The organism is Lentzea californiensis, assembly GCF_024648825.1.
In the GTDB taxonomy this organism is placed as follows: Bacteria; Actinomycetota; Actinomycetes; order Mycobacteriales; family Pseudonocardiaceae; genus Lentzea; species Lentzea californiensis.
This window is the reverse complement of the sequence record NZ_JANBBE010000003.1, coordinates 280,588-306,242: the sequence shown is the minus strand read 5'-3', so window position 1 is coordinate 306,242 and position 25,655 is coordinate 280,588. Positions and strand designations below refer to the sequence as shown.

Sequence of the window (25,655 nt, the reverse complement as noted above, 5' to 3'; positions counted from 1 at the left end):
CATGCGTTCCTCCGTGCTCGGCGCCGTGGTGGCGCTCCTGGCAGCCCTCACTCCCGTGGCTCAGGCCGCACCTCCCGCTCCGCCGATCGCCTGGGCGGCGTGCGCACCCGCACGCCCCGGTTTCGAGTGCGCCACGATCACGGTGCCGCTCGACCACGACGAACCGCGCGGCGCGACCACGACCGTGGCGTTGACGCGCAAACCCGCCACCGATCAGGCAGGGCGCATCGGGTCGTTGCTCTTCAACCCCGGCGGGCCTGGCGCGTCGGGCATCGACTACGTGCACGCGTGGGGCGAGAAGATGTCGGCCGGGGTGCACGGCCGGTTCGACGTCGTGGGCTTCGACCCGCGCGGCATCGGCCGCTCGAACCCGTTGCGCTGCTTCGCGTCCGAACAGGAACGTGCGGAGTTCCTGGCCGCGGGCCCGATCTTCCCGTACGAGCCCGCGCAGGAACGGCCGTTCTTCGACAGGTACCGCTCGCTGGCGGCGAAGTGCGACCAGCCGATCGCCCGGCACATGAGCACCGCCGACGTGGTGCGCGACCTCGACCTGCTGCGGCGCGCGCTCGGCGACAGCAAGCTCACCTACTTCGGCACCTCGTACGGCTCGTACATCGGCACGACCTACGCGAACATGTTCCCGGGCAACGTCCGCGCCCTCGCTATCGACGGCGTGCTGGACCCCGAGCTCTGGTCGAGCGGGCGGCAGGTCGAGGCCGACCGGATCGCCACGAAAGAGGTGCTCGACGAGTTCTTCCGGCTCTGCGACGAGGCCGCGTGCGCCTTCGGGCCGAACTCGAAGCAGCGGTGGCGGGCGCTGCTGGAGTCGGTGCGCGCCCAGCCGATCACGCTCGGGACCGAGGTGTGGGCCTACGACGAGGTGATCGCGTGGGCGCTGTTGGCCGGGTTCGCCTCGGAGAGCTGGACGGACGTCGCCGCGGTGCTGGACCAGCTCGCTGACGCCTCCGACGCGGGCCTGTCCACGGCGGCGGCGCCGGACTACGACAACTTCTTCGACGCCAACCTGGGCACCACGTGCGCGGACACCGAGTTCCCGCGCGCGTTCGGCGCGTACCGGGCGGTGTCCCGTTACGCCGCAGCGGGTTCCGACTTCGGTCCCTACTGGTGGTGGAGCACCAGCGCCTGCGCGGACTGGCCCGCCAGTCCCGACCGCTACACCGGACCGTGGCGGGCCCGCACGTCCGCGCCGGTTCTGGTGGTGGGCAACAGGTTCGACGGTTCCACCGATTTCCGGGGCGCACAGGCCGTCGCGCGGCAGCTGCCGAACAGCCGTCTGCTGGAGTACGCGGGCTGGGGGCACATCGCGTACCGGCGCAGCCAGTGCGCGATCGACCACATCCACTCCTATCTGCTCAGCGGTTCGCTGCCGCCCTCGGGAACGGTGTGCGCGGCGAACCCGAACCCGTTCCTCGACAACGCGTCCCAACTGGCCGGTCACGACTTTCGGCGGTCGACGGGGCCGGTCGCGAGCAGGTAGGAAGAGCGCTTCTGCGGACGAGAGGGGAGCTTGTCGATGCGATTCACCGTGCTGGCCGCCGCGGCCGCGCTCATGATCACCGGCACACCCGCCGTGCAGGCCTCGGGAGGTGGCGCGCAGGTCCCGAGGATCGACTGGGCGGCCTGCGGACCCGAGCACCCCGGCTTCGAGTGCGCCTCCGTCGAGGTGCCGCTCGACTACGACGACCCGCGCGGCGCCACGACCACCGTCGCGCTGGCGCGCAAGCCCGCGACGGACACCGCGCGCCGGATCGGGTCGCTGTTCCTCAACCCCGGCGGGCCCGGCGGCTCGGGCGTGGACTTCGCGCTCGGCGCCGGCAACGCCCTGTCGGCGAACCTCCAGGGCCGGTTCGACATCGTCGGGTTCGACCCGCGCGGCATCGGCAAGTCCGATCCGTTGCACTGCTTCAAGAGCGAGGCGGACCTCGGCGAGTTCTTCGAAGGGGTTCCCGGCTTCCCGTACCAGGCGGCGCAGGAGCGGCCGTTCTTCGACCGCTACCGCTCGCTCGGCCCCGAGTGCCGCGACGACCAGCGGATCGCCCGGCACATGAGCACCGCCGACGTCGCACGGGACATGGACCTGCTGCGCCGCGCCGTCGGTGACCGCAAGCTCAGCTACCTCGGCTTCTCGTACGGCTCGTTCCTGGGCGCGACCTACGCGAACCTGTTCCCCGGCAACATCCGCGCGCTCGTGATCGACGGCGTGCTCGACCCCGAACTGTGGTCGAGCGGCCGGCAGATCGAGTCGGACCGGATCGCGACGAAGGAGGAGTTCCGCGAGTTCCTGCGCACCTGCGACGAGGCCGCGTGCGTCTTCGGCCCGCAGTCGGAGAAGCGCTGGGACGCGTTGCTGAAGTCGGTGCGCGCCAAGCCGATCGAGCTCGGCGACCAGGTCTTCACCTACGACGCCGTGATCAACTCCGCGATCGGCGCCATGTACTCGCCGAGCGACTGGCCGGACGCCGCGGCGCTCTTTGACCAGCTGTCCGACGCCGCCGCCGGGTCGCTTTCGGTTGCGGCGGAGCCGGACTACGCCAACGGGTTCGACTCCTACAACGGCAACGTGTGCGCGGACATCGAGTACCCGCGCGACTTCAACTCCTACACGGCGATCTCCCGTTACGCCGCAGCGGGTTCGGAGTTCGGGCCGGCGTGGTGGTGGGGCAACGCGGCGTGCGCGAACTGGCCGGTGAACCCCGACCGCTTCACCGGGCCGTGGCGCACCCGCACCAACGCGCCGGTTCTCGTGGTGGGCAACTACTTCGACGGCGTGACGGACTTCCGGGGCGCCCAGGCCGCCAACCGTCAGCTCGCGGGCAGCCGTTTGCTCGCTTACGCGGGTTGGGGCCACACGGCGTACGGGGTGAGCAAGTGCGCGACCGACCACACGAACGCGTACCTGCTCAACGGCACGCTGCCGCCCGTCGGCACGGTGTGCCCGGCGAACCCGAACCCGTTCCTGCCGTCGGCCGCCTCAGCCGAGCCGCTGTTCAAGCCCAGCCGCAGGTAGGTCCCAGGCCTGATCCGGAGTCAGAGCTGGCGAGACGAGACGTCTCGTCTCGCCAGCTCCTGGGTCAGTTCGACGGCGGCCCGCGCCGGGTCGTCGCCGAACCGGCTGCCGAACGCGTCGTGCACGCGCCACCCCGCGTGGGTGAGCGCACGCCAGCGAGCTAGATGCGCCCGCACTCCGGAAGGGTGCGGGCGCGTCTCCACCGCGACGGCGCCGTCCTTCTCCCCCACCACCAGGTCCACCCGCCACTTCCCGACCGGGTAGCCGGTGCGCACGGTCAGGCCCGCGGCCCGCAGTTCGTGCGCGAGGCGCGCGGTCCACTCGTCCTCGGGTTCGGTGCCGGCGGTCTCGGTCGGCGCGACGTCGGCGTGCCGCAGGTACTCGCCGATCAGGCCCGGCGGTTCGGGCGCGGACGTGATGACGTGCACCTTGCGGCGCGCACGGGTGGTCAGCACCGCGAGCAGGCTGGGGTCGTTGACGAACCGCCACGCGCCCGGCTTGGCGTCCGCGGCCAGGCTGACCACCACCTCGTCGAACTCGCTGCCCTGCACGCCGTGCACCGTGCCGACGCGCACGCCACCGGTGGTGATCTCGTCCAGCGTGAGCTCGCTGAGCAGCGCTTCCTCCAGCGCGTCGGCCTGTGCGCGGAACGGCGTCACGACGCCGATCGACCGCACGCCCGCGGCCACCCGCTTGCGGACGTGGGCGAGCACGGCGCCGACCTCGGTCTGGTTGACGCCCTTCGCGGTGCGGTCGCCGTCGACGCGTTCGGTGTCGATGCAGTCGACGTCCGCGATCGACGGGTGCGTGGTGAGCAGCGCGATCTTGCCGTCGTAGAACTTGGCCGCCGCGAACCCGATGAGGTGCGGTGCGCAGCGGTGGTGCTCGTCGAGCCAGTGCACGCCCGCCGTCGCCGCGCCCGCGTCGAACAGGCTCACCTTCGGCACGTCCAGCCGGTCGCGCAGGTCCTGGGTGCCCTCCGCGTCGACCGCCGCCTGCACCGCCTGGTCGCTGACGAACGACACGTGCCGCAGCTGCCGGGGGTCACCGCCGATCACCGCGGTGCGGCCGCGCAGCAGCGCGGGTGCGGCCAGCGGCTGGTCGACGTGGCTGGCCTCGTCGATGATCACCAGGTCGAACATGCCGGGCACGGGCGGCAGGATGTCCTCCACATCGGACAGCGTGCCGACCCACAACGGCAGTGCCGCCACCAGGTCCGCGCTGTCGATCTCGGCGAGTCCGCGCCGCCGGGCCGCCCGCCCGGACCGCAACGCCTTCGCCAGCGCCGCCACCGCCCGGCGCGCGCCGGCACCCCGGCGGCTCACCGAGTACTCCTTGAGCCACGCGGCGGTAGCCGTGCGGCTCGCGACGTCCTGCTCGGCCAGCAACGGCCGCAGCTCACCGAAAGCCGTGCCGCCGTTCACCCCGATCCGGACGGACGCCGCGGTCTGCTCGGCCGCCTCGACCGCGGCGCGGAGGTCCTCGACCGGCGCTTCGCCCGCACCGGCGAGTCCGCGTGCCTTCCGCACCGCCCACCCGGTCCGCAGTCCACCGAGGAACCCGGTGCGCGGCTGGAGGAGTGCGTGCAGTGCGGCGAAGTCCGCACCCGCGTCGAACACCTTCGGTGCCACGGCACGATGTGCCGGCATCAACGCCTGGTGCTTCTTGGCTTCAGCGGCCAGCTGCTCGTCGGTAAGCGAGCCACCGGTCGTGCGTTCGACACGGGCCACAGCGGCGGCGGCCGCACGCCGAACGCGATCGAGTTCGTTCAGGCGTTCGGGATCGCTCGTGGCGGTCAGCCCGTCGCTCAGTTCGCGCGCCATCTCCTGCCGCAGCTCGGAGTCGCCGAACAGCACCGGCACCGGCCCGCCCGCTTTCCGCAGCGCGCCACCGAGCACGTCGGCGGCGTTGCGCGTGCGGCTGGCGAGGAGCACGGACTTGCCCGCCGCCACCGCATCGAGCGCCAACGCCGCGAGAGTGTGCGTCTTGCCCGCACCAGGAGGCCCGCCCACGACCGTGATCCGCGCACGGCGAGCGTGCTCGACCGCGCGCATCTGGCTGTGGCTGAGCGGCAACGCCGAACTGATCGGCTCCTCGTGGTGGTCGGGCTCGGCGGCGGCGCCGTACAGGGCCGCGAACGCCGTGCCGTCGATGCCCTTCTTGCCCGACCAGTCGTACAGCGCCGTGCCGTGCTCGGTGTTCACGACGGGCTCACCCGCGTGCAGCCCGGCTCCCATCGCGACGACGAGCTCGCTGCCGGAGATGAGCTTCTTGGGGGCGTCGTGCACGATCGGCACGTCCTCGAACCCGGCGAGCCGCAGCGTCTGGGTGATCCAGGCCTCGGTCGGCGCGAGCGCGGCCTCCCGCTCGGCCGTCTTGGCCCAGTCGTCGATCAGCGGGAACACCCCGGCGTCACCGGCGACGTGGTAGGCGTAGCCGAGGCCGAGCCCGTGGTGCAGCCGCACCGGCCGCGACACCAGCGGCAGGCACACCCGGCGCCGTTGCCCGCCGATCTGCGCGGGCCCGGCGAGGAACGCCCAGCCCAGCCGCAGCAACCGGTCCTCCTGGTGCAGCGCGTCGTACGCGGCCAGGTGCGCGACCTCGTCGCGGGCCTGCTTCGGCGCCGTCCACGAGACCGGCGTCCAGTGCGGACCCTCCTGCACCAGCGTGATCGCCCGCCACGACGGCTCGTGGTCGCCGAGCCAGAGCAGCCCGGCGGCCTTGGTGAGGTCGAGCACGAGCTTCTGCGGCTGCTCGGCGGCGCTCAACCGCGCCAGGGTGCGCAACACAGCCGGAACGTTCACGCAAGACATCCTCGCATCAGGCCCGGTAGCTTCGTGGACCGTGGAGGATCTTCCGGCGGAACTGCCCGATCGCGACCTGCGGGCGGGGCTCGCCCAGTTCGGCATCACCGGGCCACCGGTCTACGCCCCCGTCGGCTTCGGCGACTACCACTGGACGGTCTACGACCGGTGGTTCACCTCGGTGTCGGACCTGACGACCAAGCCGCTGGCCGGTCTGCGGCAGGCGATGGAGACCGCGGCGAGCCTGGCTGAACAACTGCCGTTCGTCGTGGCACCCGTGCGATCGGACGACGGCGAGACCGTGGTGGTGCTCAACGACCGCTACGCGCTGAGCGTCTTCCCGTACGTCATGGGCAAAGCCGGAACCTTCGGCGATCCGGTCCACCCCGGCGTGACCGAGCTGCTGACCGCGCTGCACCGCTGTGAACCACCGGCGGGCACCCCGGTCGCGCCGATGGACATCCCTGGCAGGGCCGCGCTGACGGCATTGCTCGACGAGCCGGGTGAGTGGTTCTCGGCCGAAGCCCGCGAGGTCTTCGTGGCCCACACCGAGATCGTCCACGCCGCACTGACCGAACTGGACCTGCTCGCCGGGCAGCTCCCGGACGAGCGGGTCGTCACCCACGGCGAACCCCACGCGGGCAACGTGATCCGCAGTCCGCAGGGTCTGTGCCTGATCGACTGGGACACGGTCGGGCTGGCCCCGCCGGAACGCGACCACTGGCTGGCCGGCGGTTACAGCGCCTTCTACTCGCTGCGGTGGGCCGTCGGCGACATCGCGGACTTCACGCGAAAGCTCCGCGCCCCGCACGAACAGTCGCGGGACGCGGAGCTCACGTTGCACTACTTCACCGAAACGCTGAAGAGCCTCTAGACGGTCGTCAGCCGGCGAGGGCGAAGAGATCGTCCCGGTCGCCCGACTGCTTGAGCTGGGCGAGCGACTGCTTCTCCAGCTGACGGATGCGCTCACGGGTCAGGCCGAGCTCCTCCGCCACCTCCTGCAGGGTGCGGGCGCGCCCGTCCTCCAGGCCGTAGCGCAGGCGCATGATCCGGCCCTGCCGTGCGGGCAGGACGTCCAGGAGGGAGCGAACGCCCTCGGTGAACTCCTGCTGCTCCAGCAGGTCCGGCGCGGACACGCCGTCGGTGTCCTGGATCAGGTCGCCCAGCACCGAGTCGCCCTCGTCGCCGACCGGCGTCTCCAGCGACACGCAGGTGCGTGCCGCGTCGCGCAGGTCCTGCACGCGCGTCGGCGAGCACTTGGCCTCGGCGGCGATCTCCTCGACCGTCGCTTCGCGACCGAACGACGCGGACAGCTTCTGCCCGATCTTCTTGAGCTTGTTGACCTCTTCGACCACGTGCACCGGCAGGCGCACGGTGCGGGTCTGCTCGGCCAGGCCGCGTTCGATCGCCTGGCGGATCCACCACATGGCGTAGGTCGAGAACTTGTAGCCCTTGGCGTAGTCGAACTTCTCGACCGCGCGGATCAGGCCGAGGTTCCCCTCCTGGATCACGTCCCCGAACGGCAGTCCGCGGAACGAGTGCTTCTTCGCGACCGACACGACCAGGCGCAGGTTCGCGCGGATCATGTGGTCCTTGGCGCGCTCACCCTCGGCGACGACGCGGCGCAGCAGCCGCGGCTCGTGCTTCGCGTCACCGCTCTGGAGCAGGTGGGCCGCGTACACGCCGGCCTCGATGCGCCGGGACAGGTCGACCTCTTCGGACGCGGTGAGCAGCGGTGTGCGGCCGACCTCGCGTAGGTACTGGCCGACCAGGTCCGCGTCCTGCTGCCCGGACGCGCGGTTCTTCAGATCTGCGGGCATGCCAAATCCCCCGTATCCGTTGGCAGGTGTGGCAGCCGAAGCGGCTGCACTCGTGTGTAACGGTTCAGACGTCTGCTTCATTCCGCGGTTTCGCCTGTGACCTCAGCCTCACCAGGGTGACCGCGTGGTGTTCCACCCTCCGGACCTCGATCTTCCAGCCGGAGACCTCCACCACGTCACCCGGCTCCTCCGGGATGCGGCCGAGGAGCAGGAGCACCAGCCCGGCGATCGTCGAGTACGGCCCGGCCGGCGCGTCGCGCAGTTCGACACCGACGTCCACCAGGTCGTGGATCGGGAACGTGCCGGGCAGCTCGAGCGAGCCGTCGGGTCCCGCCTTCACCGCTACGACGTCGGAGTCGGTCTCGTCGTAGATCTCACCGACGATCTCCTCCAGCAGGTCTTCCAGGGTCACGATGCCGTCCACCGCGCCGTGCTCGTCCACGACCAGTGCCAGCTGCTCGTGCTCGGCCTTCATCCGTCGCAGCGCGTGCGTGACGCGCAGCGAGTCCGGCAGCACCATCGGCGTCCGTGCCACGTCCGTGAGGGCCACGGTGTCGTCGAGCAGGTCTCGCAGGTGCACGACGCCGACCACGTCGTCCAGGTGCCCGTTCTTGGTCACCGGAGCCCGTGAATGTCCGGACTTCGCGAGGATTTCCCTTGCGGCGGGGGTGTCCAAACCTGATTCGACGATCGTCACCTGCCGTCGCGGTACGAGGACCTCGCGCAGCTTCCGTTCATGGATCTCCAGGGCGCCCGTCATGATCGTGCGTTGTTCCTGGTTCAGATGCTGTTGCACCTCAACGAGATCCCGCAGCTCCTCCGCCGACATCTGTTCCTCGTCCGCGTTCGGGTCGCCGCCGAACACGCGCACCACGAGGTCGGTCGACTTGCTGAGCAGCCACACCGCGGGCCGCGAGATCGTCGACAGCAGGTCCAGCGCGCTGGCGACGATCTTCGACCAGCGCACGGCGTACTGCATCGCGAGGCGCTTGGGCGCCAGTTCCCCGAAGACCAGTGTGACGAACGTCAGGACCACGGTCACGAGCGCGATGGCGACCCCGTTCGCGGCACTTCCGAGGAAGCTCAGCAGCGGCACGACCGGGGCCGCCAGCGAGACCGCGGCGGTCGCCGAGGCGAGGAACCCGGACAGCGTGATGCCGATCTGGACCGTCGCGAAATACCTGTTCGGATCGCGTGCGAGCCGCACGAGCCTGCGGTGCCCTTCGCGTTCCAACGAACGCAGTTGACCTTCGCGCAGCGACACGAACGCCATTTCGCTGCCCGCGAAAGCCGCGTTGAGCAACACCAGAACCGCGACCAGCGCGAGGTTGAAGCCATAGCCGTCCACACGTTTGGGGTAGCACGCACGGTGGTATTTCGCACCCTGACGGCCGTCTTGAGCAACCAGGAGGGCCCGAGGAACGAGGTGGGATGGATATGGACACCCCCGAGGTGCTGAGCGCCTCCGCGAGGACCTTGCACACCCTGCCGGAGGACGAGCCGGACCTCGGCGCGATGCGCGCGTGGATCGGGACCCTGCTGAGGGATCTGCCGGAGGACGTCGTCCTCGATGTCCTCCTCGTGTGCACGGAGCTGGCGAGCAACGCGTATGAGCACGCCGAAGGACCGCGGGCGGTGCGAGTGCAACGGCACACGGACTTCGTCCGGGTGGAGGTCGACGACCACACGCCGGCCGAACTCCCGCGGCTGGGACAGTCGCGTCTGGGCGACACGCGGGGCCGCGGGCTGGTGTTGATCGCCCAGCTATCCCGGTGCTGGGGCACGCAGGACTTCACCGGCGGGAAGACCATCTGGGCAGAGGTGGACGCATAGGTCGTCTGTGCGTTTCGCACAGAGAAGACGTGACAGTGCACGGATAGGTCCTGCCGCGAGTCTCTTCGATTCTCGAAGCATGACTACAACGGTTTCTCCGGCGGTTCGGCCGCTGGTGCGCCACGGGGCAGAGATGCTCGTGGCGATGCTCGTCGGGATGGCGCTGCTCGGGCCCCTGTGGACGCCCGGATCGGTCGAGGTGGCCGCCCTCTGGATGGCGGCGTCGATGTCCGTGCCCATGGTGTTGTGGATGCGCTACCGCGGTCACGGCCGGATCTTCGAGATGTGCGCGGCGATGTTCGTGCCGTACCTCGTGCTCCTGGTGCCGTACTGGTTCGGCGTCCTGGGCGGGCACGCGGTCGAGGTGGGCGGTCACCTGCTGATGCTGCCCGCGATGATCGCCGTGCTGGTCCGCTACCGCCACGAGCACGGCACCCCCAGCACCAACCCGGTGGTCCGGGCGCTGGGTGAGCGCTGGCCCGCGGCGATCGCACTGGCGATCACCTTCGACTTCTGGCAGGCGCCGCTGGTGCCTCCCGTGTGGACCCTGCTGCTCTGCCAGGCGGTCTACCTGTTCTGGGGACGGCGGGCACCCAGGACGCAGCTCGCCGTGTTCAGCCTGTACGCGTCACTGGCCGTCGCGGTGATCCTCGTGTCGCCGCACGCAGGGGTGCTGCTGATCGCGCTGGGATGGGGCGCGCACGCCGTCTGGGACCTGGTGCACCACGTGCGCAACGCCGTCGTGCCGCGCTGGTGGTCGGAGTTCTGCGGGGTGTTCGACCTGGTCATCGCGGTCACGATCCTGATGGTGTGGTTCTAGGCTGATGGCGATGAACGATCTCCCGCACGTCGCGCTGCGCGGCACCCTGCACGTGCTGTGGCTGAGTTCGCTCGCCGTGCCGCTGATCTCGGTGCTGCGCGAGCCGACCGCGCTGCGCTGGCTCGGGGTGCTGGGGCTGCTGGTGCTGGCCGTGGCGTACGCGGTGACGTTGCGGGGCGGGCCGCTGTGGGTGCTCGTGGCCGCGACGCTGGTGACGATCCCGCTGGTGGCGCCGGTCGGGCCGGATGAGCTGTCGACGTGGGCGTGGATCGGCGGCGCCGCGGCCGGGTTCGCGCCGCTGCTGCTGAGCGGCCCGTGGAGGTGGCTGGCGGCGATCGGCGCGGTGGTGGTCTCGGGCCTGGTCGGGTTCTTCGTCGGCCGCGACCAGACGGCGTACCAGATGATCGCGGCGGCGGTCGGCGTGACGATCATCGCGATGGCCGGGCTGCCGATGTGGTTCGCGGGGCTGCTCGGGCAGGCGCGGGCCGGGCGCGAGGCGCAGGCGGAGCTCGCGGTGAGCGAGGAGCGGCTGCGGTTCGCGCGGGACGTCCACGACCTCCTGGGGCATCGGCTGACGGTGATCGCGCTGAAGTCCGAACTGGCCGGGCGGCTCGCCGCCACCGACCCGGAGCGGTCCGCGGCGGAAGCGTTCGAGGCGCAACGGCTGGCGTCCTCGGCGCTGGAAGAGGTGCGTGACGCGGTGCACGGCTATCGCGCCGTGAACCTGCCCGAACAGCTTGAGGCCGTGCGGAACGTGCTGCAGGAGGCCGGTATCCGGTGCACCGTCTCGGAGGTGCCGGTGGAAGGTGAGCGTGCCACGCAGCTCGCGCTGGCGTTGCGGGAGGCGTGTACCAACGTGCTGCGGCACAGCCACGCGACCTGGTGCATGATCGACGTCGCCGCCGCGGACGAGGAGGTGCGGATGACCGTCACGAACGACGGCACCGAGAAGCCTTCGAGCGAGGGCAACGGGCTGCGCGGCCTTCGCGAGAGGCTCGCGGCCGTGGGTGGTCAGGTGTCCGTGGAGAAGTCCGGGGACGTGTTCACGCTGCAGGTCGTGGTGCCCGCGTGATCAGGGTCCTGCTGGCCGACGACGAGGAGCTGATCCGCGACGCGCTCGCGGCGCTCCTCGGCCTGGAGCCGGATCTCGAGGTGGTGGCCCGCGCGGGGGACGGCCGGGCCGCCGTGGAGGCCGCGCGGGCGCACCGCCCGGACGTCGCCGTGGTGGACCTGCAGATGCCGCTGCTGGACGGGCTGGAGGTCACCGAGGAACTGGCGCGCGTGCTGCCGTCCTGCGCCGTGGTGATCCTGACCGGCCGGGGCCGTCCGCCGCACCTGCAGCAGGCACTGCACGCGGGTGCGAAGGGCTTCCTGCCCAAGGGATCGCCCGGCGGCACGCTGGCCGACGTGATCCGCCGCGTGCACGCCGGTTCGCGCTGGGTGGACCCCGCACTCGCCGCCGACGCGCTCGCCGCTCCCCCGTGCCCGCTGACGCAGCGCGAGCTGGAGGTGTTGCGGCTCAGCGAGTTCGGCACCCCGGTCGCCGAGATCGCCGCGCGCACGTCGTTGTCGGCCGGGACCGTGCGGAACCACCTGTCCGCCGCGGTCGCCAAGCTCGGTGTCGCCGGCCGTTCCGAGGCGTTCTCGGTGGCGCACGAGCACGGCTGGCTCTAGCGGCGCAGGCACGCCGGCACGGTGAGGGTGGTCGACTGACCGTCGGTGAGGTTGCGGACGCTCGCGCCGAGCAGCAGCTCGCCCGCCTTGTCGAGCACGGTGCGGGCTACCCGGCTGCGGTCCTCGCCGCGTTCGAACACGCGCATGACCTTCGCACCCGTCCTGACCGCCGTGGTCCAGCCCCGCGAGCGCGGGACCTCCAGCCAGTCCGCGACCTCCTCGTCGACGACCTGCCGCACCATCGCCGCGACGACGCCGTCGAAAGCCCTGCCGGGCACGAGCTTCTCGTACAGCTCGACGAGGTTCCTGGTGAGTTCTACGCCTTCCTGTGACGGCGCGTAGGACGCCCGGACCATGGTGTTGCTGAGCTCTTCGGCTTCTGCCAGCGTTTCCGGCATCGCGTCAGGACGGATGCCGAGCACCGCGCCGGCGACGCGCCAGACGTGGTAGTAGTCCTCTGCCTCGGTGTCGGTCACCGAGACGCCGATGCGGCGCATGCCCTCGATCACCTGCACGGAGAAGATCAGCAACGCGCCGAGCAGGTCCTGCTGGCACACCGGGACGCCGTCCTCGGCGTGGTCCCACTCCGGTGAGCGGCCGACGAAGTAGCGCACCGCGGCGTGGATGAGCCGGGTCTTCTGGATGGTCGGCACGAACGAGCCGCCCGTGCCGAAAGCGTTGGGCTCCATCATGTTCAGCACGAACTGCGACGTCTCCGACAGCCTGCGGTGCGGCTGGTTGAGCCGATGCGTGAGCGTGAGGACGCGGGACGGCCTGGGCTGCGCGTAGCAGTTGACCATCGCGCCGAACGACAGCACCGACGCCACGTGCACGCCGTCGTCGACGAAGAACTCGTGGGCGCGGGCGACGCGGTCCTCGTCCATCCACTCGGGCGGGTCGTCGGTGGCGACGAGGTAGTCGCGGACCACGGGCGGCAGGTGCGCGGGGATGGGCTCGTCGTTGCCGCGGAACTCCGCGAGCACCTGGTTGACTTCGTTCAGATTGCCGTTCTCGATCAGGTGCGCGATCACGGCGTCGGCGAGCGGGTCGCCCTCGTACTTCAGCGCGTGCAGGTCCACGGCGCCGAGCGTATGGGCCAGTTCGGGCGGTTGATCGCCGTGATCACCTCTTCGGCCCAGCGAATCCACACCTTCGTGAGGCTGCCGGGGCTCAGCCGCCTGAGGTGAGGACGTCGAACGCGTGCCTGCGGTGTTCCGCGAAAAGCTTCAGCGCGCCCTCCACGTTCCCCAGGCGCAGCGCGGCCACCAGGTCCCGGTGCTCGTCGCGGATCTGCTCCAGGTACCCGTCCGTGCTCAGCCGCACCCGCGTGATCAGGAACAGGTGGACCTGCGACCGGATCGCCTCCCAGGCCTGGGTCAGCCGGGAGTGGCCGGCGGCGGCGTACACGGCGTCGTGGAACGCGATGTCACACCGCACCATCTCGTGCGGTGTCAGGGCGCGCTCCATCTCCAGCGCCGCCGCGGCGATCTTCTCCAGGGACGCGCCCGCGGCCACCACGCGCTGGACGGCCAGCACCTCCAATGCGCCACGCAGGCTGTCCAGCTCGGCGACGTCCTGAAGGGACAGCTCGGCCACCGTGGTGCCCCGGTGCCACTCAGTGCGCACCAGGCCCTCGTGTTCGAGCACGCGCAGCGCGTCCCGGACGGGACCGCGCGAGACCTGCAGGGCCTCGGACAGTTCCACCTCGCGCAGCGCGCTGCCCGGCGGGTAGCCGCCGTCGAAGATGGCCTCGCGGATCATGTCCGCGACCTCGCTGCCCAGACCTCGCCGTCGTGCCGGACCCACTGTCATGTGAGCAATGTTAACAAGACGACATCTTGTCAGGATGTTAACATTCCTACATGCCGAACATCCCCCGCTTCCACCTCGCCATGCCCGTCGACGACCTCGCCGCCGCTCGCACGTTCTACGGCGAGACCCTCGGCCTGGAGCAGGGCCGCAGCTCCGACACGTGGATCGACTGGAACCTGCACGGCCACCAGTTCGTCACCCACCTCGCGCCGAGGACCGAGCGCGTCAGCAACCCGGTCGACGGCCACGACGTGCCGGTCCCCCACTTCGGCCTGGTCCTGACCGTGGACGAGTTCCAGGCGCTGGCGGCCAAGCTGACCGGCGCCGGCACGAAGTTCGTCATCGAGCCCTACGTGCGGTTCAAGGGCGAGCCCGGCGAGCAGTGGACGATGTTCCTGCTGGACCCGGCGGGCAACGCGCTGGAGTTCAAGGCCTTCGCGGACGACGCCCAGGTGTTCGCGGTCTAAAGGTCGGTTAAAAATCTTGCACAACGCGCAAGTTTCGGTAGCGTGGACGTGACGCCGAGCCACGGCCCGGTCACACCGGGTCAGACAGGGAGAGGCCATGTCCACGGCCGAGCGGCAGCGCAGCGCGCAGGAGCTCATCCGCCCGCAGTTGCCCGCTGAACTCACCAACCGCGGCAAGTGCCCGTTCGACCCGGCCACCGGGCTGACCGAGCTGAGCGAGCAGGGGCGGATCCACCGGATCGAGCACAACGGCGACACCGTCTGGCTCGTCACGGGGCATGACGAGGCACGGGCGGTGCTCGCCGCACCGCAGATGAGTTCGGATCGGATCAACAGCCCGCGCGCGAGGGCGCTGATCTCGCCCGAGCTGCACGCGGAGCTGTTCCCGCCGGAACGCCGGGCCGGGTCGTTCATCTTCATGGACGCCCCCGACCACACCCGCTACCGCCGGTTGCTGACCGGGCAGTTCACCGTGCGCAGGATGCGGGACCTCACGCCGCGCGTGCACGAGATCGTCACCGCCCAGCTCGACGCGATGATCGAGAAGGGACCGCCGGCCGATCTCGTGCACGACTTCGCGCTGCCGGTGCCGTCGCTCGTGATCTGCGAGCTGCTGGGCGTCGACTACGGCGACCGCGACGAGTTCCAGCGCCGCACGTCCAAGCTGCTCAGCCTGAACACCACGGTCGACGAGCAGATCAAGAACACGACCGAGCTGCGGAAGTTCATGCACGTGCTCGTCCGCGCCAAGCGGCAGAACCCCGGCGACGACCTGCTGTCCGGGCTGGTGCGCGACACCGACCTCGACGACAACGAGCTCACCGGCATCGCGAACCTGCTGCTCATCGCGGGGCACGAGACGACGGCGAACATGCTGGCGCTCGGCACGTTCGCGCTGCTGGAGCACCCTGACCAGTTCGCCCGGCTCCGCGACGACCCCGAACTGGTCGAGAACGCGGTCGAGGAGCTGCTGCGGTACCTGTCGATCATCAGCTCGGGTGTCTCACGGCACGCGAAGGAGGACGTCGTGATCGGCGGCGCCACCATCCGCGCCGGCGAGACGGTCGTCGTGTCGGTGCCCGCGGTCAACCGCGACGACCGCCAGTACGAGGACCCGCACGCGCTCCTGGTCGACCGGCCGCGCGGGCACCACGTGGCGTTCGGGCACGGCATCCACCAGTGCCTCGGCCAGCAGCTGGCGCGCGTGGAGATGGCGGTCGGCTTCGCAGAGCTGCTGCGCCGATTGCCGACGCTGAAGCTCGCCGTGCCCGCGGGCGAGGTGCCGCTGCGGACCGACATGTCGATCTACGGCGTGCACCGGCTCCCCGTCACCTGGTGAGGACGGTCACCTGGTGAACCCGTCACCGAGCTGGTCGATCATCCGGCCGACCAGCTCGGTGACGTCGAACCTGTCCGTGGCCTGGGGGGTGTCGAGCCACCACTGCACGACCGCGCGCATCGACGCGAGGATCGTCGACGCCGTCACCGCCGGGTAGGGGTCGGCCTCGGGGTCCACGCCGCACCGCACCGCGATCGCCGCCGTCAACGCCTGCTCGCGGGCGGAGTAGGCGGCGAACACGTGCGGCAGCAACGCGGGGTCGCGCCGGAGCTGACGCAGCTGGCGGAGGCGGTCGAGGTCGACGTAGCGGGGGTAGATCGTCCGCAGGGCCTCGCGCAGCGCGACGAGCACCGGTTCGTCCAGGGGCCGCGCGGCGAACTCCTCCACGAACGCGAGCGCTGTGGCCGTGTCACCGGCGACGACCGCTTCCTCCTTGGAGGGGAAGTAGTTGAAGAACGTCCGCAGCGACACCCCGGCGGCCCGCGAGATCTGGTCCACCGTCACCCGGTCGAGGCCGTGCTCCACGCACAGGCTCCAGGCGGCGTCACCCAGCGCTTCCCTGGTCGCCGCCTTCTTGCGTTCACGCAGGCCCGTCATGGCGCAAAGATTAAAGCGTGCCGAAAATTGGTGTAGACCTTGTACCGACGTGAGCACCTCACTACGGTCCGTGAGAACGCTCTCACAGAACCTACGGAGGACCGGGTGCGCTTACTCGGAGTCGTCGTGCTGACCGGCGCCCTGCTCACCGCGGGCCAGGCCGGCGCAGCTCCCCCACCAGCCGCGTCGTCAGCGCCCACCGTCACGCTGATCACCGGGGACCAGGTGCTCACCGGGCAGCGCGCGATCCGACCCGCGCCAGGCCGTGAGCGCGTCCTGTTCTCCACGTACAACGCCGGAGGACACGAGTACGTCGTGCCGCACGACGCCATCCCGATGATCGCGGACGGCCGTCTCGACGAGCGCCTCTTCGACGTCACCGAGCTCGCGACCTACGGCGGGGCCCTGCCGGTCATCGCCACCTACCCCGCGGGCACCCTGAGCGCGCAGTCAGGCCTCCAGCTGCGCAGCATCAACGGCGTGGCGTTCGACGCGGCCAGGACCCCGCTCGCCGGCACCCTGTCCGCGTCGGGCGCGAAGAAGATCTGGCTCGACGCCAGGCGCAGGGCGAGCCTCGACCGCAGCGTCGCCCAGATCAACGCTCCTGCCGCCCACGCCGCGGGCTTCACCGGCAAGGGCACCACGGTCGCCGTCCTCGACACCGGCGTCGACGACACCCACCCGGACCTCGCGGACCGCGAGATCGGCGAGCGCAACTTCTCGGGCTCCCCCGACAACGACGACCACTACGGCCACGGCACGCACGTGGCGTCGATCGTCGCGGGCACCGGCGCGAAGAGCGGCGGCAAGTACCGCGGCGTCGCGCCGGACGCGAGCATCCTCGACGTGAAGGTGCTGGGCGACAACGGTTCCGGGCAGGACAGCGGGATCATCGCCGGCATGGAGTGGGCGGTCGAGCAGGGCGCCCAGGTCATCAACCTGAGCCTCGGCGGCTACGACACCCCCGAGATCGAGCCCCTCGAAGAGGCCGTGAACCGCCTCAGCGCCGAGAAGGGCGCACTGTTCGTGGTCGCCGCCGGCAACAGCGGACCCAACGCGCGCACGATCGGCTCACCGGGCACCGCCGACGCGGCCCTGACCGTCGGCGCGGTCGACGACCGGAACGGGATCGCGGAGTTCTCGAGCCGCGGCCCGACGCAGGCCGACACGCTCAAGCCCGACCTCACCGCGCCCGGCGTCGGCATCGTCGCCGCACTGCACTCCGGCGGCAGGATCGGCGCGCCGGTCGCCGACGGCTACACCTCGCTCGACGGCACCTCGATGGCGACCCCGCACGTCGCGGGCGCGGCGGCACTCCTGCGCCAGCAGCACCCGGAGCTGAACGGCACCGCGCTGAAGGCCCGCCTCACCGGCACCACCACGCCGACGGCGGAGCTCACGCCGTTCGAGCAGGGCTCCGGCCGCATCGACGTCGCCAAGCTGATCAAGCAGAACGTGACGTCGAGCCCGGCCAACGTCAGCTTCGGCGCGCACCAGTGGCCGCACACCGGAGAACCCGTGCTGTCCCAGGAGATCACCTACTCCAACGCGGGTTCCGAGCCGGTCGCGCTCGACCTCACCACGGAGACGAACGGCAGCCTGTTCAGCGTCTCCCCTGCCACGCTCACGGTTCCTGCGGGCGGCACCGCGACCGCCACGGTCACCGCGGACGTCACCAAGCAGCCGGCGGGCGGCGTGTTCGGTGGCGCGATCGTCGCGAGCGGCGTGCGCACGGCCGTCGTGGCCGACCTGGAGGTAGAGAGCTACGACGTCAAGGTCACCGGTGTCGAGCGATCCGGAATCACCACGGCGTCGACCTTCGCGTTCCTGATCAACGTCGACACCGGCGCCCGTGTCTGGCCGGACAGCACGACCGGCGTCGCGCGCGTGGCCAAGGGTCGCTACATCCTGACCGGCAGCGTGCTGTCGTCGTCCGGCGCCTGGACCCACGACGTCATCAACTACCCGAACCTGACCGTCACCGGCGCCACGACGATCAGCCTCGACGCCCGCCAGGCCGAGCCGGTGAAGGTGACGCTGCCGGTCACCGCGCAGCTCTCGTTGCTGCAGACCGGTTTCGAGCGGGTCGTCAACGGCACCAGCTACACGATCGGCAACTTCTCGGTCGGCGGTTCGATCGACCACCTCGGCGTCGCGAGCCTCGGCCCCGACTCGAACGAGGTCACCGGCAAGATCGCCACCTTCTGGAACGCGGGTCCGGACTTCTACGGACTCGCCTGGTACCGCAAGGGATCCGCGCCCAACGGCCTGACCAAAACGATCGCGAAGAAGGACCTCGCGACCGTCAAGGTCGACATGCCTGCTCTCAAGCCGGGCCAGAGCGCGTCGATCGGCCACACGTCCTCGCCCGAGGGCCGCGCCGACTGGACCTACGGTTCGCTGGACAACTTCGTTCCCGGCCAGCGCACCGAGTACTACGGCGGCGAGGGCGGCGACTGGTCGCGCAGGTTCAACCTGTTCGACGAGACCGGCAACATCGGCGCGCTCGTCACCCCGCTGCGGCACTACAAGCCGGGCAGGTCCTACGTGGAACCGTTCCACCGCCCGGTGTTCGGCCCGGCGCTGCCCCCGGCGCGCGACGTCCCGCACTCGTTCCGCACCGGCGACTTCGTCCGGATCACCGTGCCGCTGTACGGCGACAACACGGGCAACGAGGGCTACGGCCCGGTGACCGAGGCCCGCACGACCGTGTACCGCGACGACGTCAAGGCCGTCGAGACGGCCGAACCGGGCTGGGCGATGCTCGACGTCCAGCCCGGCGCCGCGAACTACCGCGTGGAGACGTCCGCCGTCCGGAACAACGCCTTGAGTTCCAAGGTGTCCGGCGTGTGGACGTTCCGCAGCGACACGACGGCGCGGCAGACGGCGCTGCCGCTGTCCGTCATCCGCTTCGCCCCGCAGCTGGACGACGACGGCTACGCCCGCGCCGGCCAGATGCTCTCCGTACCGATCTCCACGCAGTCGCAGGTGGACTCGGTGCGCGTGACGTCCGTCGAGGTCTCCTACGACGGCGGCACGACGTGGAAGCGCACGCAGATCACGGCCAACCGCGTGCTGCTCGCCCACCCGAAGGACGCCAAGTCGGTCTCCCTGCGCGCCAAGGCGTCCGGCAGCGGCCAGACCGTGGAGCAGACGATCATCGACGCGTACCTGCTGCGCTAGCTAGCGGAAGGCGTCCGCGTGCTCCCGAGCCCATGAGGCGAAGGAGCGCGCGGGCCTTCCCAGCACGTCCTCGACACTCGGCACCACCGTGTACCCCTCGGCGGGCATGTCCCGCTTCCACCCGAGCAGCACGTCGGCGAACTCCGCGGGCCGCCCCGCCCTGAGCATCTCGTCCCGCGCCTCCGCCTCGGACTGCTCGACGTACCTGATCTCCCGGCCGATCGCGTCGCTGATCGTCGCCACCTGCTCCGGCACGGACAACGCCTCCGGCCCCGTCAACGCGTACGTGCGACCGCCGTGCCCACCCCTCACGAGCACGGCGGCCGCCACCGCGCCGATGTCGCCTTCGTGCACGAGCGCACTCCGCGCGTACGCGAACGGCTCACGCACCACCCCCTCCCGGCGCACCGGCTCGGCCCAGGCCAGCGAGTTCGACATGAAGTCCCCCGGCCGCAACACGGTCCACTCCAGCGGACCGGCCGTCACCGCCTCCTCCATCGGACTCCGGTACCCGTTCCACACCAGCGTGATCCTGCGGACGCCGGCCTTCTCCGCCCGCCGCAGCAGGTCCGGCCCGGTGAGCAGTTCGGCGTAGTCGTCGCCCGCGCTGGCCAGCAGGTGGGCGGCGGTGACGCCCTCGAACGGGATCGTCTCCGGCCTGGTCAGGTCTGCCTCGACGACCTCGACACCGGCCGGGAGCCGCGCCGTCGCCGCGTTCCTGGTGATCGCGCGAACCCGCTGGCCCAGCGCGAGCAGTTCGTTCACCACCTGGGCTCCGGCATTTCCGGTCGCCCCCGCAACGAGAATCGTCATGGCCCCGACCGTAGGACCTGTAGTTAACTGGAGATCAAGAGAAGGGGGCGCGGTGCGCGAACTGACCGACGAGATCACCGCCGGCCACGGCCCGCCACCGGCGAAGGACGCACCCACGGGGGTCAGCATCCCGGGCCGTCACGTCGCCGAGGTCGCGAAGCACCCCGACGGCCGGCTCGCGGTGATCACCTGGTCGTCGCCGGAGATCGACCCCGGCCTGCTGAACCCCGCGCTGCACGTCGTGCAGACCGACGGGACCGTCACCGACCTGGGCGCGACGCCCGCGGACGCCGGTTCGCCGGTGTGGTGGGGCGACGAGGTCTTCTACCTCGCGCTGACACCGCCGCACCTGCAGGGCGGCAACGCCGTCTTCGACCAGCGCCACCGCAACCTCACCGAGGGCATGCCGGCCTGCCCGATCGATCTCGTCCAGGACGACGGCAGCGCGCCGGTCATGGTCGTCGCGACCGGCCTGGACACCGAGTTCCGCCGCCTCGACGGCACCTTCCTCGGCCGTGTCACGGGGTCGCACCTGCCACCTCGCTACCGCGACCTCGACGGCATCGAGTGGGGCGTCCAGGAACGCCTCCACTACCGGGCCCGCGACGGGCTCGACCTCGACGGTCTGCTGGTGCTCCCCGTCGGCTGGACGAGACGAGACGGACCGTCTCGTCTCGTCACGATCGTCCACGGCGGGCCGTACGACCGGTGGACCGACGACCTGCAACTGCACTGGGTGCCGTCGGCGCAGTGGTTCGCGCATCAGGGGATCGCGACCTTCCTGCCCAACCCGCGGGGCGGACAGGGCCACGGCCACGAGTTCGCGGCGGCCGTGGCCAAGAAGGTCGGCCAGGAGGAGTGGCACGACATCGAGGCCGGCATCGACCTGCTCGTCGACCAGGGCGTGGCGGACGGGAACCGGCTCGGCATCGCCGGCTGGAGTCACGGCGGGTTCATGGCCGCGTGGGCGACGACCAGGACGGACAGGTTCAAGGCCGCGCTGGTGGGTGCGGGCATCTCCGACTGGCCGAAGCTGATCGCCACCGGTGAGTGGGGTGCGTTCGAGGCGGCGCTGGGCGACAGCCCCGAACACAGTCCGATCACCTACGCGGACCGGATTCGCACGCCGATGTTGATCGTGCACGGCGCGGAGGACACCAACGTGCCGGTGGAGCAAGCCGAACTCCTGCACAGCGCCGTGAAGCACTCCGAACTCGTCGTCTATCCCGGCGAAGGGCACTCGCTGCGGCAGCGTGAGCACAGGCTGGATCTGCTGAACCGAACCAGAAGGCTGTTCGCGAACCTCTGAGAGTTGCGCAAGCCTTACGCAAGCTCAGCAAGCCCACAGCAAGTGCTCGCAAGCCGGAACCATCGCCAGCACATCAATTTTCCGGGCAGGTTCGGGTCCGAACCTCCCACACCGCCGGATGTCCAGCTGCTGGTGATCGGCCTTGTGCACGTTGCGACACTGGTCGGACACGGGAACGAACACCCGTCTTTCCTGTTCAGAGCGCTATGTCGCAAATTTGCGCAATCACGTCGAGATATTGCGGTAATCTGCTAGTCACTTCTACGGTGAGGCGCGCCACACCCCCTCGCGTCCCCACCGAGAAGGGCCAAGCACGCCATGTCACCGACGACACGCGTCCGCTCCCTGCTAGCCCCGATAACGGCACTGATCACGGCAGCGGCGACCCTGACCATCGCCCCTGCCGCCCAGGCCGCACCGGTCAGCCTCGACCTGGCCAGGCAGACCCGCATCGACCAGGTCACCCTGACGGCCCCGAAGAACAGCACCGAGACGTTCGCCGTGCAGACGAGCCTGGACGGCAGAGGCTGGTCGACGCTGGTCGCCGAACGACCACACGACTTCGAGAACGGCAGGGTGACGTTCCAGGTCGACCCGACGCTGGTCCGGCACGTCCGTGCCACCAAGACCACGGCCAAGCTCGAGGTGCACGAAGCGGCCGTCAGCGCCCAGCTGCAGGCCACCTACAGCGCGAGCGGCACCAACCAGAACTACGGGCCTGGCAACGCCGGCGACGGCAACCAGGGGACGTACTGGGAGAGCCCGAACAACACGTTCCCGCAGTGGATCCAGGCCGACCTCGGCGCCGCGCTGAAGGCAGACCGGGTCGTGCTGAAGCTCCCGGCCGGCTGGGGCGCCCGCACCCAGACGCTCACGGTCCAGAGCAGCACGGACGGCCAGAACTTCACGGATCTCGTGGCATCCAGGGGACACGACTTCACCCCTGCCGCGAACAACACCGTCACCATCGACTTCACCGCGGCCACCACGCGGTACGTCCGGCTGCGGATCACCGGCAACACCGGCTGGCCGGCGGCCCAGCTCAGCGAGTTCGAGGTGCAGGGCCCCACCGGCGGCGACACGCAGGCCCCCTCGGCACCGGCGAACCTCGCCCTCACCCAGCCCCAGGCCGGGCAGATCCGGCTGACCTGGAACGCGAGCACCGACAACGCGGGCGTCACCGGCTACGACGTCTACGCCAACGGCACCCTGCGGACCACGGTGACCGGCACGACCTACACCGACAGCCAGCCCGACGGCCTGCGCGTGAGCTACCACGTCATCGCGAAGGACGCGGCCGGCAACCAGTCCCCCGCCAGCAACACCGTCACGCGTGAGGGCGCGACCGGCACGAACCTGGCGCAGGGCAAGAGCGTCACCGCGAACAACAACGTGCACAACTTCGTCGCCGCCAACGCCAACGACGGCAACCTGGCCTCCTACTGGGAGTCCGGCGGGTTCCCCGGCACGCTGACCGTCCAACTGGGATCGAACGCGGACGTCAGCTCTGTCGTGGTCAAGCTCAACCCCGACTCCGCCTGGGGCGCCCGCACGCAGAACGTCGAGGTCCTCGGCCGCGAGCAGAACGCCACCGGCTTCACGAGCCTCGCCGCGGCCCGCGACCACCGCTTCGACCCGGCGTCCGGCAACTCCGTCACGATCGGCGCGGCCGGACGGGTCGCCGACCTGCAGCTGCGCGTCACGTCCAACACCGGTGCGCCCGGCGCCCAGGTGGCTGAGGTACAGGTGTTCGGCACCCCTGCCCCGAATCCCGACCTCACCGTCACCGCGACGTCGATCACGCCGGCCAGTCCCGTCGAGACCGACCAGATCACGCTGAACGCGACGGTCCGCAACGCGGGCTCGGCGGCCAGCGCGGCCACCGACGTGACGTTCTTCCTCGGCGCCACCAGTGTCGGCACGGCGCAGGTCGGCGCCCTCGCGGCAGGCGCGCAGGCCAGCGTGAGCACCACGATCGCGGCCCGGCCCTCGGGCAGCTACGAGTACACGGCCAAGGTCGACGAGACCAAGAAGGTCACGGAGCAGAACGAGACCGACAACGCCCGCATCCACCCGGACGCGCTGGTCGTGACGCCGGTCCCGAGCTCCGACCTCGTCGCCGTGCCGTCCTGGTCGCCGAGCAACCCGGGCAACGGCCAGAGCACCACGTTCAGCGTCGCGATCAAGAACCAGGGCACCATCGCGTCCGCGGCCGGCGCCCACGGCATCACGGTCACGATCCTGAACAGCAGCGGCCAGACCGTCCGGACGCTGACCGGCAGCCACAACGGCACGGTCAACGCGGGTGCGACGACCGCCGCGGTCAACCTCGGCACGTGGCCCGCCGCCGACGGCCGCTACACCGTCCGCACGGTGATCGCCAATGACGGCAACGAGATCCCTGCCAAGCAGGGCAACAACACCAGTGAGCAGTCGCTGTTCATCGGCCGCGGCGCCAGCGTCCCGTGGCAGCACGTCGAGGCCGAGGACGCCACGCCCGGTGGCGGCGCACAGGTCCTCAGTCCGAACAGGACGATCGGCGACCTCGCCGGTGAGGCGTCCGGCCGCCGTGCCGTCACGCTGAACGGCACCGGCCAGTCGGTCGAGTTCACGACGTCCGGCCCGACCAACACGCTCGTCACCCGGTTCTCCATCCCAGACAGCTCCGGTGGCGGCGGCATCACCTCCACCCTCAACGTCTACGTCAACGGCCAGTTCCACAAGGCCATCGACCTGACGTCGAAGTACATGTGGCAGTACGGCAACGAGGCCGAGCCCGGCAACTCGCCGGGAGCGGGCGGGCCGCGCCACATCTACGACGAGGCGAACGCGATGCTCAACTCGACGTTCCCGGCGGGCACGAGGATCAAGCTGCAGAAGGACGCGGCCAACACCACGAACTACGCGATCGACTTCGTGAACTTCGAACAGGTGACGGCTGCCGGAAACCCTGACGCGGCGCGCTATGCCGTGCCCGCTGGGTTCACCCACCAGGACGTGCAGAACGCGCTCGACCGCGTCCGGATGGACACGACCGGCACGCTGATCGGCGTCTACCTGCCCACCGGCACCTACCAGACGGCGCAGAAGTTCCAGGTCTACGGCAAGGCCGTCCGGGTCGTCGGCGCGGGACCCTGGTTCACCCGGTTCCAGGCCCCGCTCGCGCAGGAGAACACCGACATCGGCTTCAGCGCGCCGTCGTCCGCGAGCGGGTCGACGTTCAGCGGGTTCGCCGTGTTCGGCAACTACACCGCACGCATCAACGGGCCGGGCAAGGTGTTCGACTTCGCCGGCGTGCAGAACATGACCATCGAGAACATCTGGGTCGAGCACATGATGTGCCTGTTCTGGGGCAACAACGTCGACAACAACGTCATCAGGGACAGCCGCGTCCGCGACATGTACGCGGACGGCCTCAACCTGACCAACGGGTCGGCGGGCAACCGGGTCGCGAACATCGAGGCCCGGTCGACCGGTGACGACGCGTTCGCGTTGTTCGCCGCCACCGACGGCGGTGGCAGCGGCCAGCAGAACAACGTCTTCGAGAACCTCTCGGTGCTGACCCCGTGGCGCGCGGCCGGTCTCGCGGTCTACGGCGGCAAGCTCAACACGTTCCGCAACATCTACGTGGCGGACACGCTCACCTACTCCGCCGTGACGATCAGCTCGCTCGACTTCGGTTACCCGATGGAGGACTTCGGGCCCGAGCCGACGACGTTCAGCGGGCTCACGCTGGTGCGGTCCGGCGGTCACTTCTGGGGTGCGCAGACGTTCGGCGCGATCTGGATGTTCTCCGCCTCCAAGAAGTACACGGGGATCCGGGTGAGCGACGTCGAGATCATCGATCCGACGTACAGCGGAATCATGTTCCAGACCAAGTACAACGGTGCGGCCGAGAACGTCTTCCAGGACACGGTGCTGTCCAACGTGAGCATCTCGGGTGCGCGCAAGAGCGGCGACGCGTTCGACGCCAAGTCCGGGTTCGGGTTGTGGGCCAACGAGATGCCGGAAACCGGTCAGGGTCCGGCGGTCGGTGAGGTCACGTTCAACGGCCTCAGGTTCAGCGACAACTTCCAGGACATCAAGAACACCACGTCCACCTTCAAGATCAACATTAACAACTGATATCCCTGCCGCGAAGGACAATTCAATGAAA

The 25,655-nt window shown here is 70.2% G+C and carries 19 protein-coding genes; 12 read left to right on the top strand and 7 right to left on the bottom strand.

The genetic code is table 11. The features are described from left to right. Position 1: 1 nt before the first annotated feature. Positions 2–1,498: an alpha/beta hydrolase gene (locus LX88_RS15780; RefSeq protein ID WP_258948527.1), complete on the top strand. Its 1,497-nt coding sequence runs from the start codon at positions 2–4 to the stop codon at positions 1,496–1,498. Between the two features lie 36 nt (positions 1,499–1,534). Further along, complete coding sequence (locus LX88_RS15775) at positions 1,535–3,028, top strand: alpha/beta hydrolase (RefSeq protein ID WP_258948526.1); 1,494 nt, start codon at positions 1,535–1,537, stop codon at positions 3,026–3,028. Positions 3,029–3,048: 20 nt separating this feature from the next. Here the strand turns inward: LX88_RS15775 and LX88_RS15770 are convergent, their stop codons facing one another. Continuing rightward, a complete protein-coding gene (locus tag LX88_RS15770) occupies positions 3,049–5,832 on the bottom strand; it encodes an AAA domain-containing protein (RefSeq protein WP_258948525.1) in 2,784 nt (927 codons plus the stop codon). Between the two features lie 40 nt (positions 5,833–5,872). On the opposite strand from LX88_RS15770, the gene LX88_RS15765 reads away from it, so the two are divergent. Further along, positions 5,873–6,706 (top strand): phosphotransferase, encoded by an 834-nt coding sequence (locus tag LX88_RS15765; protein ID WP_258948524.1) that lies wholly within the window; start codon positions 5,873–5,875, stop codon positions 6,704–6,706. Positions 6,707–6,713: 7 nt separating this feature from the next. On the opposite strand, the gene LX88_RS15760 is transcribed toward LX88_RS15765, so the two are convergent. Together LX88_RS15760 and LX88_RS15755 are read right to left on the bottom strand one after the other, a co-directional pair. Further along, on the bottom strand, positions 6,714–7,652 hold the full coding sequence (locus tag LX88_RS15760) for a sigma-70 family RNA polymerase sigma factor (protein ID WP_258948523.1): 939 nt from the start codon (positions 7,650–7,652) through the stop codon (positions 6,714–6,716). 64 nt (positions 7,653–7,716) lie between these two features. Next, on the bottom strand, positions 7,717–9,000 hold the full coding sequence (locus LX88_RS15755; RefSeq protein WP_258948522.1) for a hemolysin family protein: 1,284 nt from the start codon (positions 8,998–9,000) through the stop codon (positions 7,717–7,719). A gap of 89 nt (positions 9,001–9,089) precedes the next feature. On the opposite strand from LX88_RS15755, the gene LX88_RS15750 reads away from it, so the two are divergent. The 4 genes from LX88_RS15750 to LX88_RS15735 all read left to right on the top strand — a co-directional run bounded on the left by LX88_RS15750 (position 9,090) and on the right by LX88_RS15735 (position 11,979). Further along, on the top strand, positions 9,090–9,485 hold the full coding sequence (locus LX88_RS15750) for an ATP-binding protein (RefSeq protein ID WP_258948521.1): 396 nt from the start codon (positions 9,090–9,092) through the stop codon (positions 9,483–9,485). A gap of 79 nt (positions 9,486–9,564) precedes the next feature. Further along, a complete protein-coding gene (locus tag LX88_RS15745; protein ID WP_258948520.1) occupies positions 9,565–10,305 on the top strand; it encodes a hypothetical protein in 741 nt (246 codons plus the stop codon). A gap of 10 nt (positions 10,306–10,315) precedes the next feature. Continuing rightward, the gene (locus LX88_RS15740) at positions 10,316–11,377 is read left to right on the top strand and encodes a sensor histidine kinase (RefSeq protein ID WP_258948519.1); all 1,062 of its coding nucleotides are present in this window, start codon (positions 10,316–10,318) and stop codon (positions 11,375–11,377) included. Continuing rightward, positions 11,374–11,979, top strand: coding sequence for a response regulator transcription factor (locus LX88_RS15735; RefSeq protein ID WP_258948518.1), 606 nt, complete (start codon positions 11,374–11,376; stop codon positions 11,977–11,979). The genes LX88_RS15740 and LX88_RS15735 overlap by 4 nt, the downstream gene beginning before the upstream one ends. On the opposite strand, the gene LX88_RS15730 is transcribed toward LX88_RS15735, so the two are convergent. Both LX88_RS15730 and LX88_RS15725 read right to left on the bottom strand, forming a co-directional pair. Continuing rightward, entirely contained in the window at positions 11,976–13,058 is a 1,083-nt protein-coding gene (locus tag LX88_RS15730; RefSeq protein WP_258948517.1) for an oxygenase MpaB family protein, read from the bottom strand. The two genes, LX88_RS15735 and LX88_RS15730, sit on opposite strands and share 4 nt — an antisense overlap. Before the next feature lie 91 nt (positions 13,059–13,149). Continuing rightward, positions 13,150–13,791: a GntR family transcriptional regulator gene (locus tag LX88_RS15725; protein WP_258948516.1), complete on the bottom strand. Its 642-nt coding sequence runs from the start codon at positions 13,789–13,791 to the stop codon at positions 13,150–13,152. A gap of 50 nt (positions 13,792–13,841) precedes the next feature. Between LX88_RS15725 and LX88_RS15720 the strand changes: the two genes are divergently transcribed. Both LX88_RS15720 and LX88_RS15715 read left to right on the top strand, forming a co-directional pair. Next, a complete protein-coding gene (locus LX88_RS15720; protein WP_258948515.1) occupies positions 13,842–14,258 on the top strand; it encodes a VOC family protein in 417 nt (138 codons plus the stop codon). A 97-nt stretch (positions 14,259–14,355) separates the two neighbouring features. Then, positions 14,356–15,597: a cytochrome P450 gene (locus LX88_RS15715; RefSeq protein WP_258948514.1), complete on the top strand. Its 1,242-nt coding sequence runs from the start codon at positions 14,356–14,358 to the stop codon at positions 15,595–15,597. 6 nt (positions 15,598–15,603) lie between these two features. Here the strand turns inward: LX88_RS15715 and LX88_RS15710 are convergent, their stop codons facing one another. Beyond that, positions 15,604–16,194, bottom strand: a complete 591-nt coding sequence (locus LX88_RS15710; RefSeq protein ID WP_258948513.1) for a TetR family transcriptional regulator — start codon at positions 16,192–16,194, stop codon at positions 15,604–15,606. A 105-nt stretch (positions 16,195–16,299) separates the two neighbouring features. Between LX88_RS15710 and LX88_RS15705 the strand changes: the two genes are divergently transcribed. Continuing rightward, positions 16,300–19,377, top strand: a complete 3,078-nt coding sequence (locus tag LX88_RS15705) for a S8 family peptidase (RefSeq protein ID WP_258948512.1) — start codon at positions 16,300–16,302, stop codon at positions 19,375–19,377. On the opposite strand, the gene LX88_RS15700 is transcribed toward LX88_RS15705, so the two are convergent. Beyond that, positions 19,378–20,190: an NmrA family NAD(P)-binding protein gene (locus LX88_RS15700; protein ID WP_258948511.1), complete on the bottom strand. Its 813-nt coding sequence runs from the start codon at positions 20,188–20,190 to the stop codon at positions 19,378–19,380. Between the two features lie 52 nt (positions 20,191–20,242). On the opposite strand from LX88_RS15700, the gene LX88_RS15695 reads away from it, so the two are divergent. Then, the gene (locus LX88_RS15695; protein ID WP_258948510.1) at positions 20,243–21,499 is read left to right on the top strand and encodes an alpha/beta hydrolase family protein; all 1,257 of its coding nucleotides are present in this window, start codon (positions 20,243–20,245) and stop codon (positions 21,497–21,499) included. Between the two features lie 318 nt (positions 21,500–21,817). Further along, entirely contained in the window at positions 21,818–25,624 is a 3,807-nt protein-coding gene (locus LX88_RS15690) for a galactose-binding domain-containing protein (RefSeq protein WP_258948509.1), read from the top strand. Positions 25,625–25,655 lie beyond the last annotated feature (31 nt).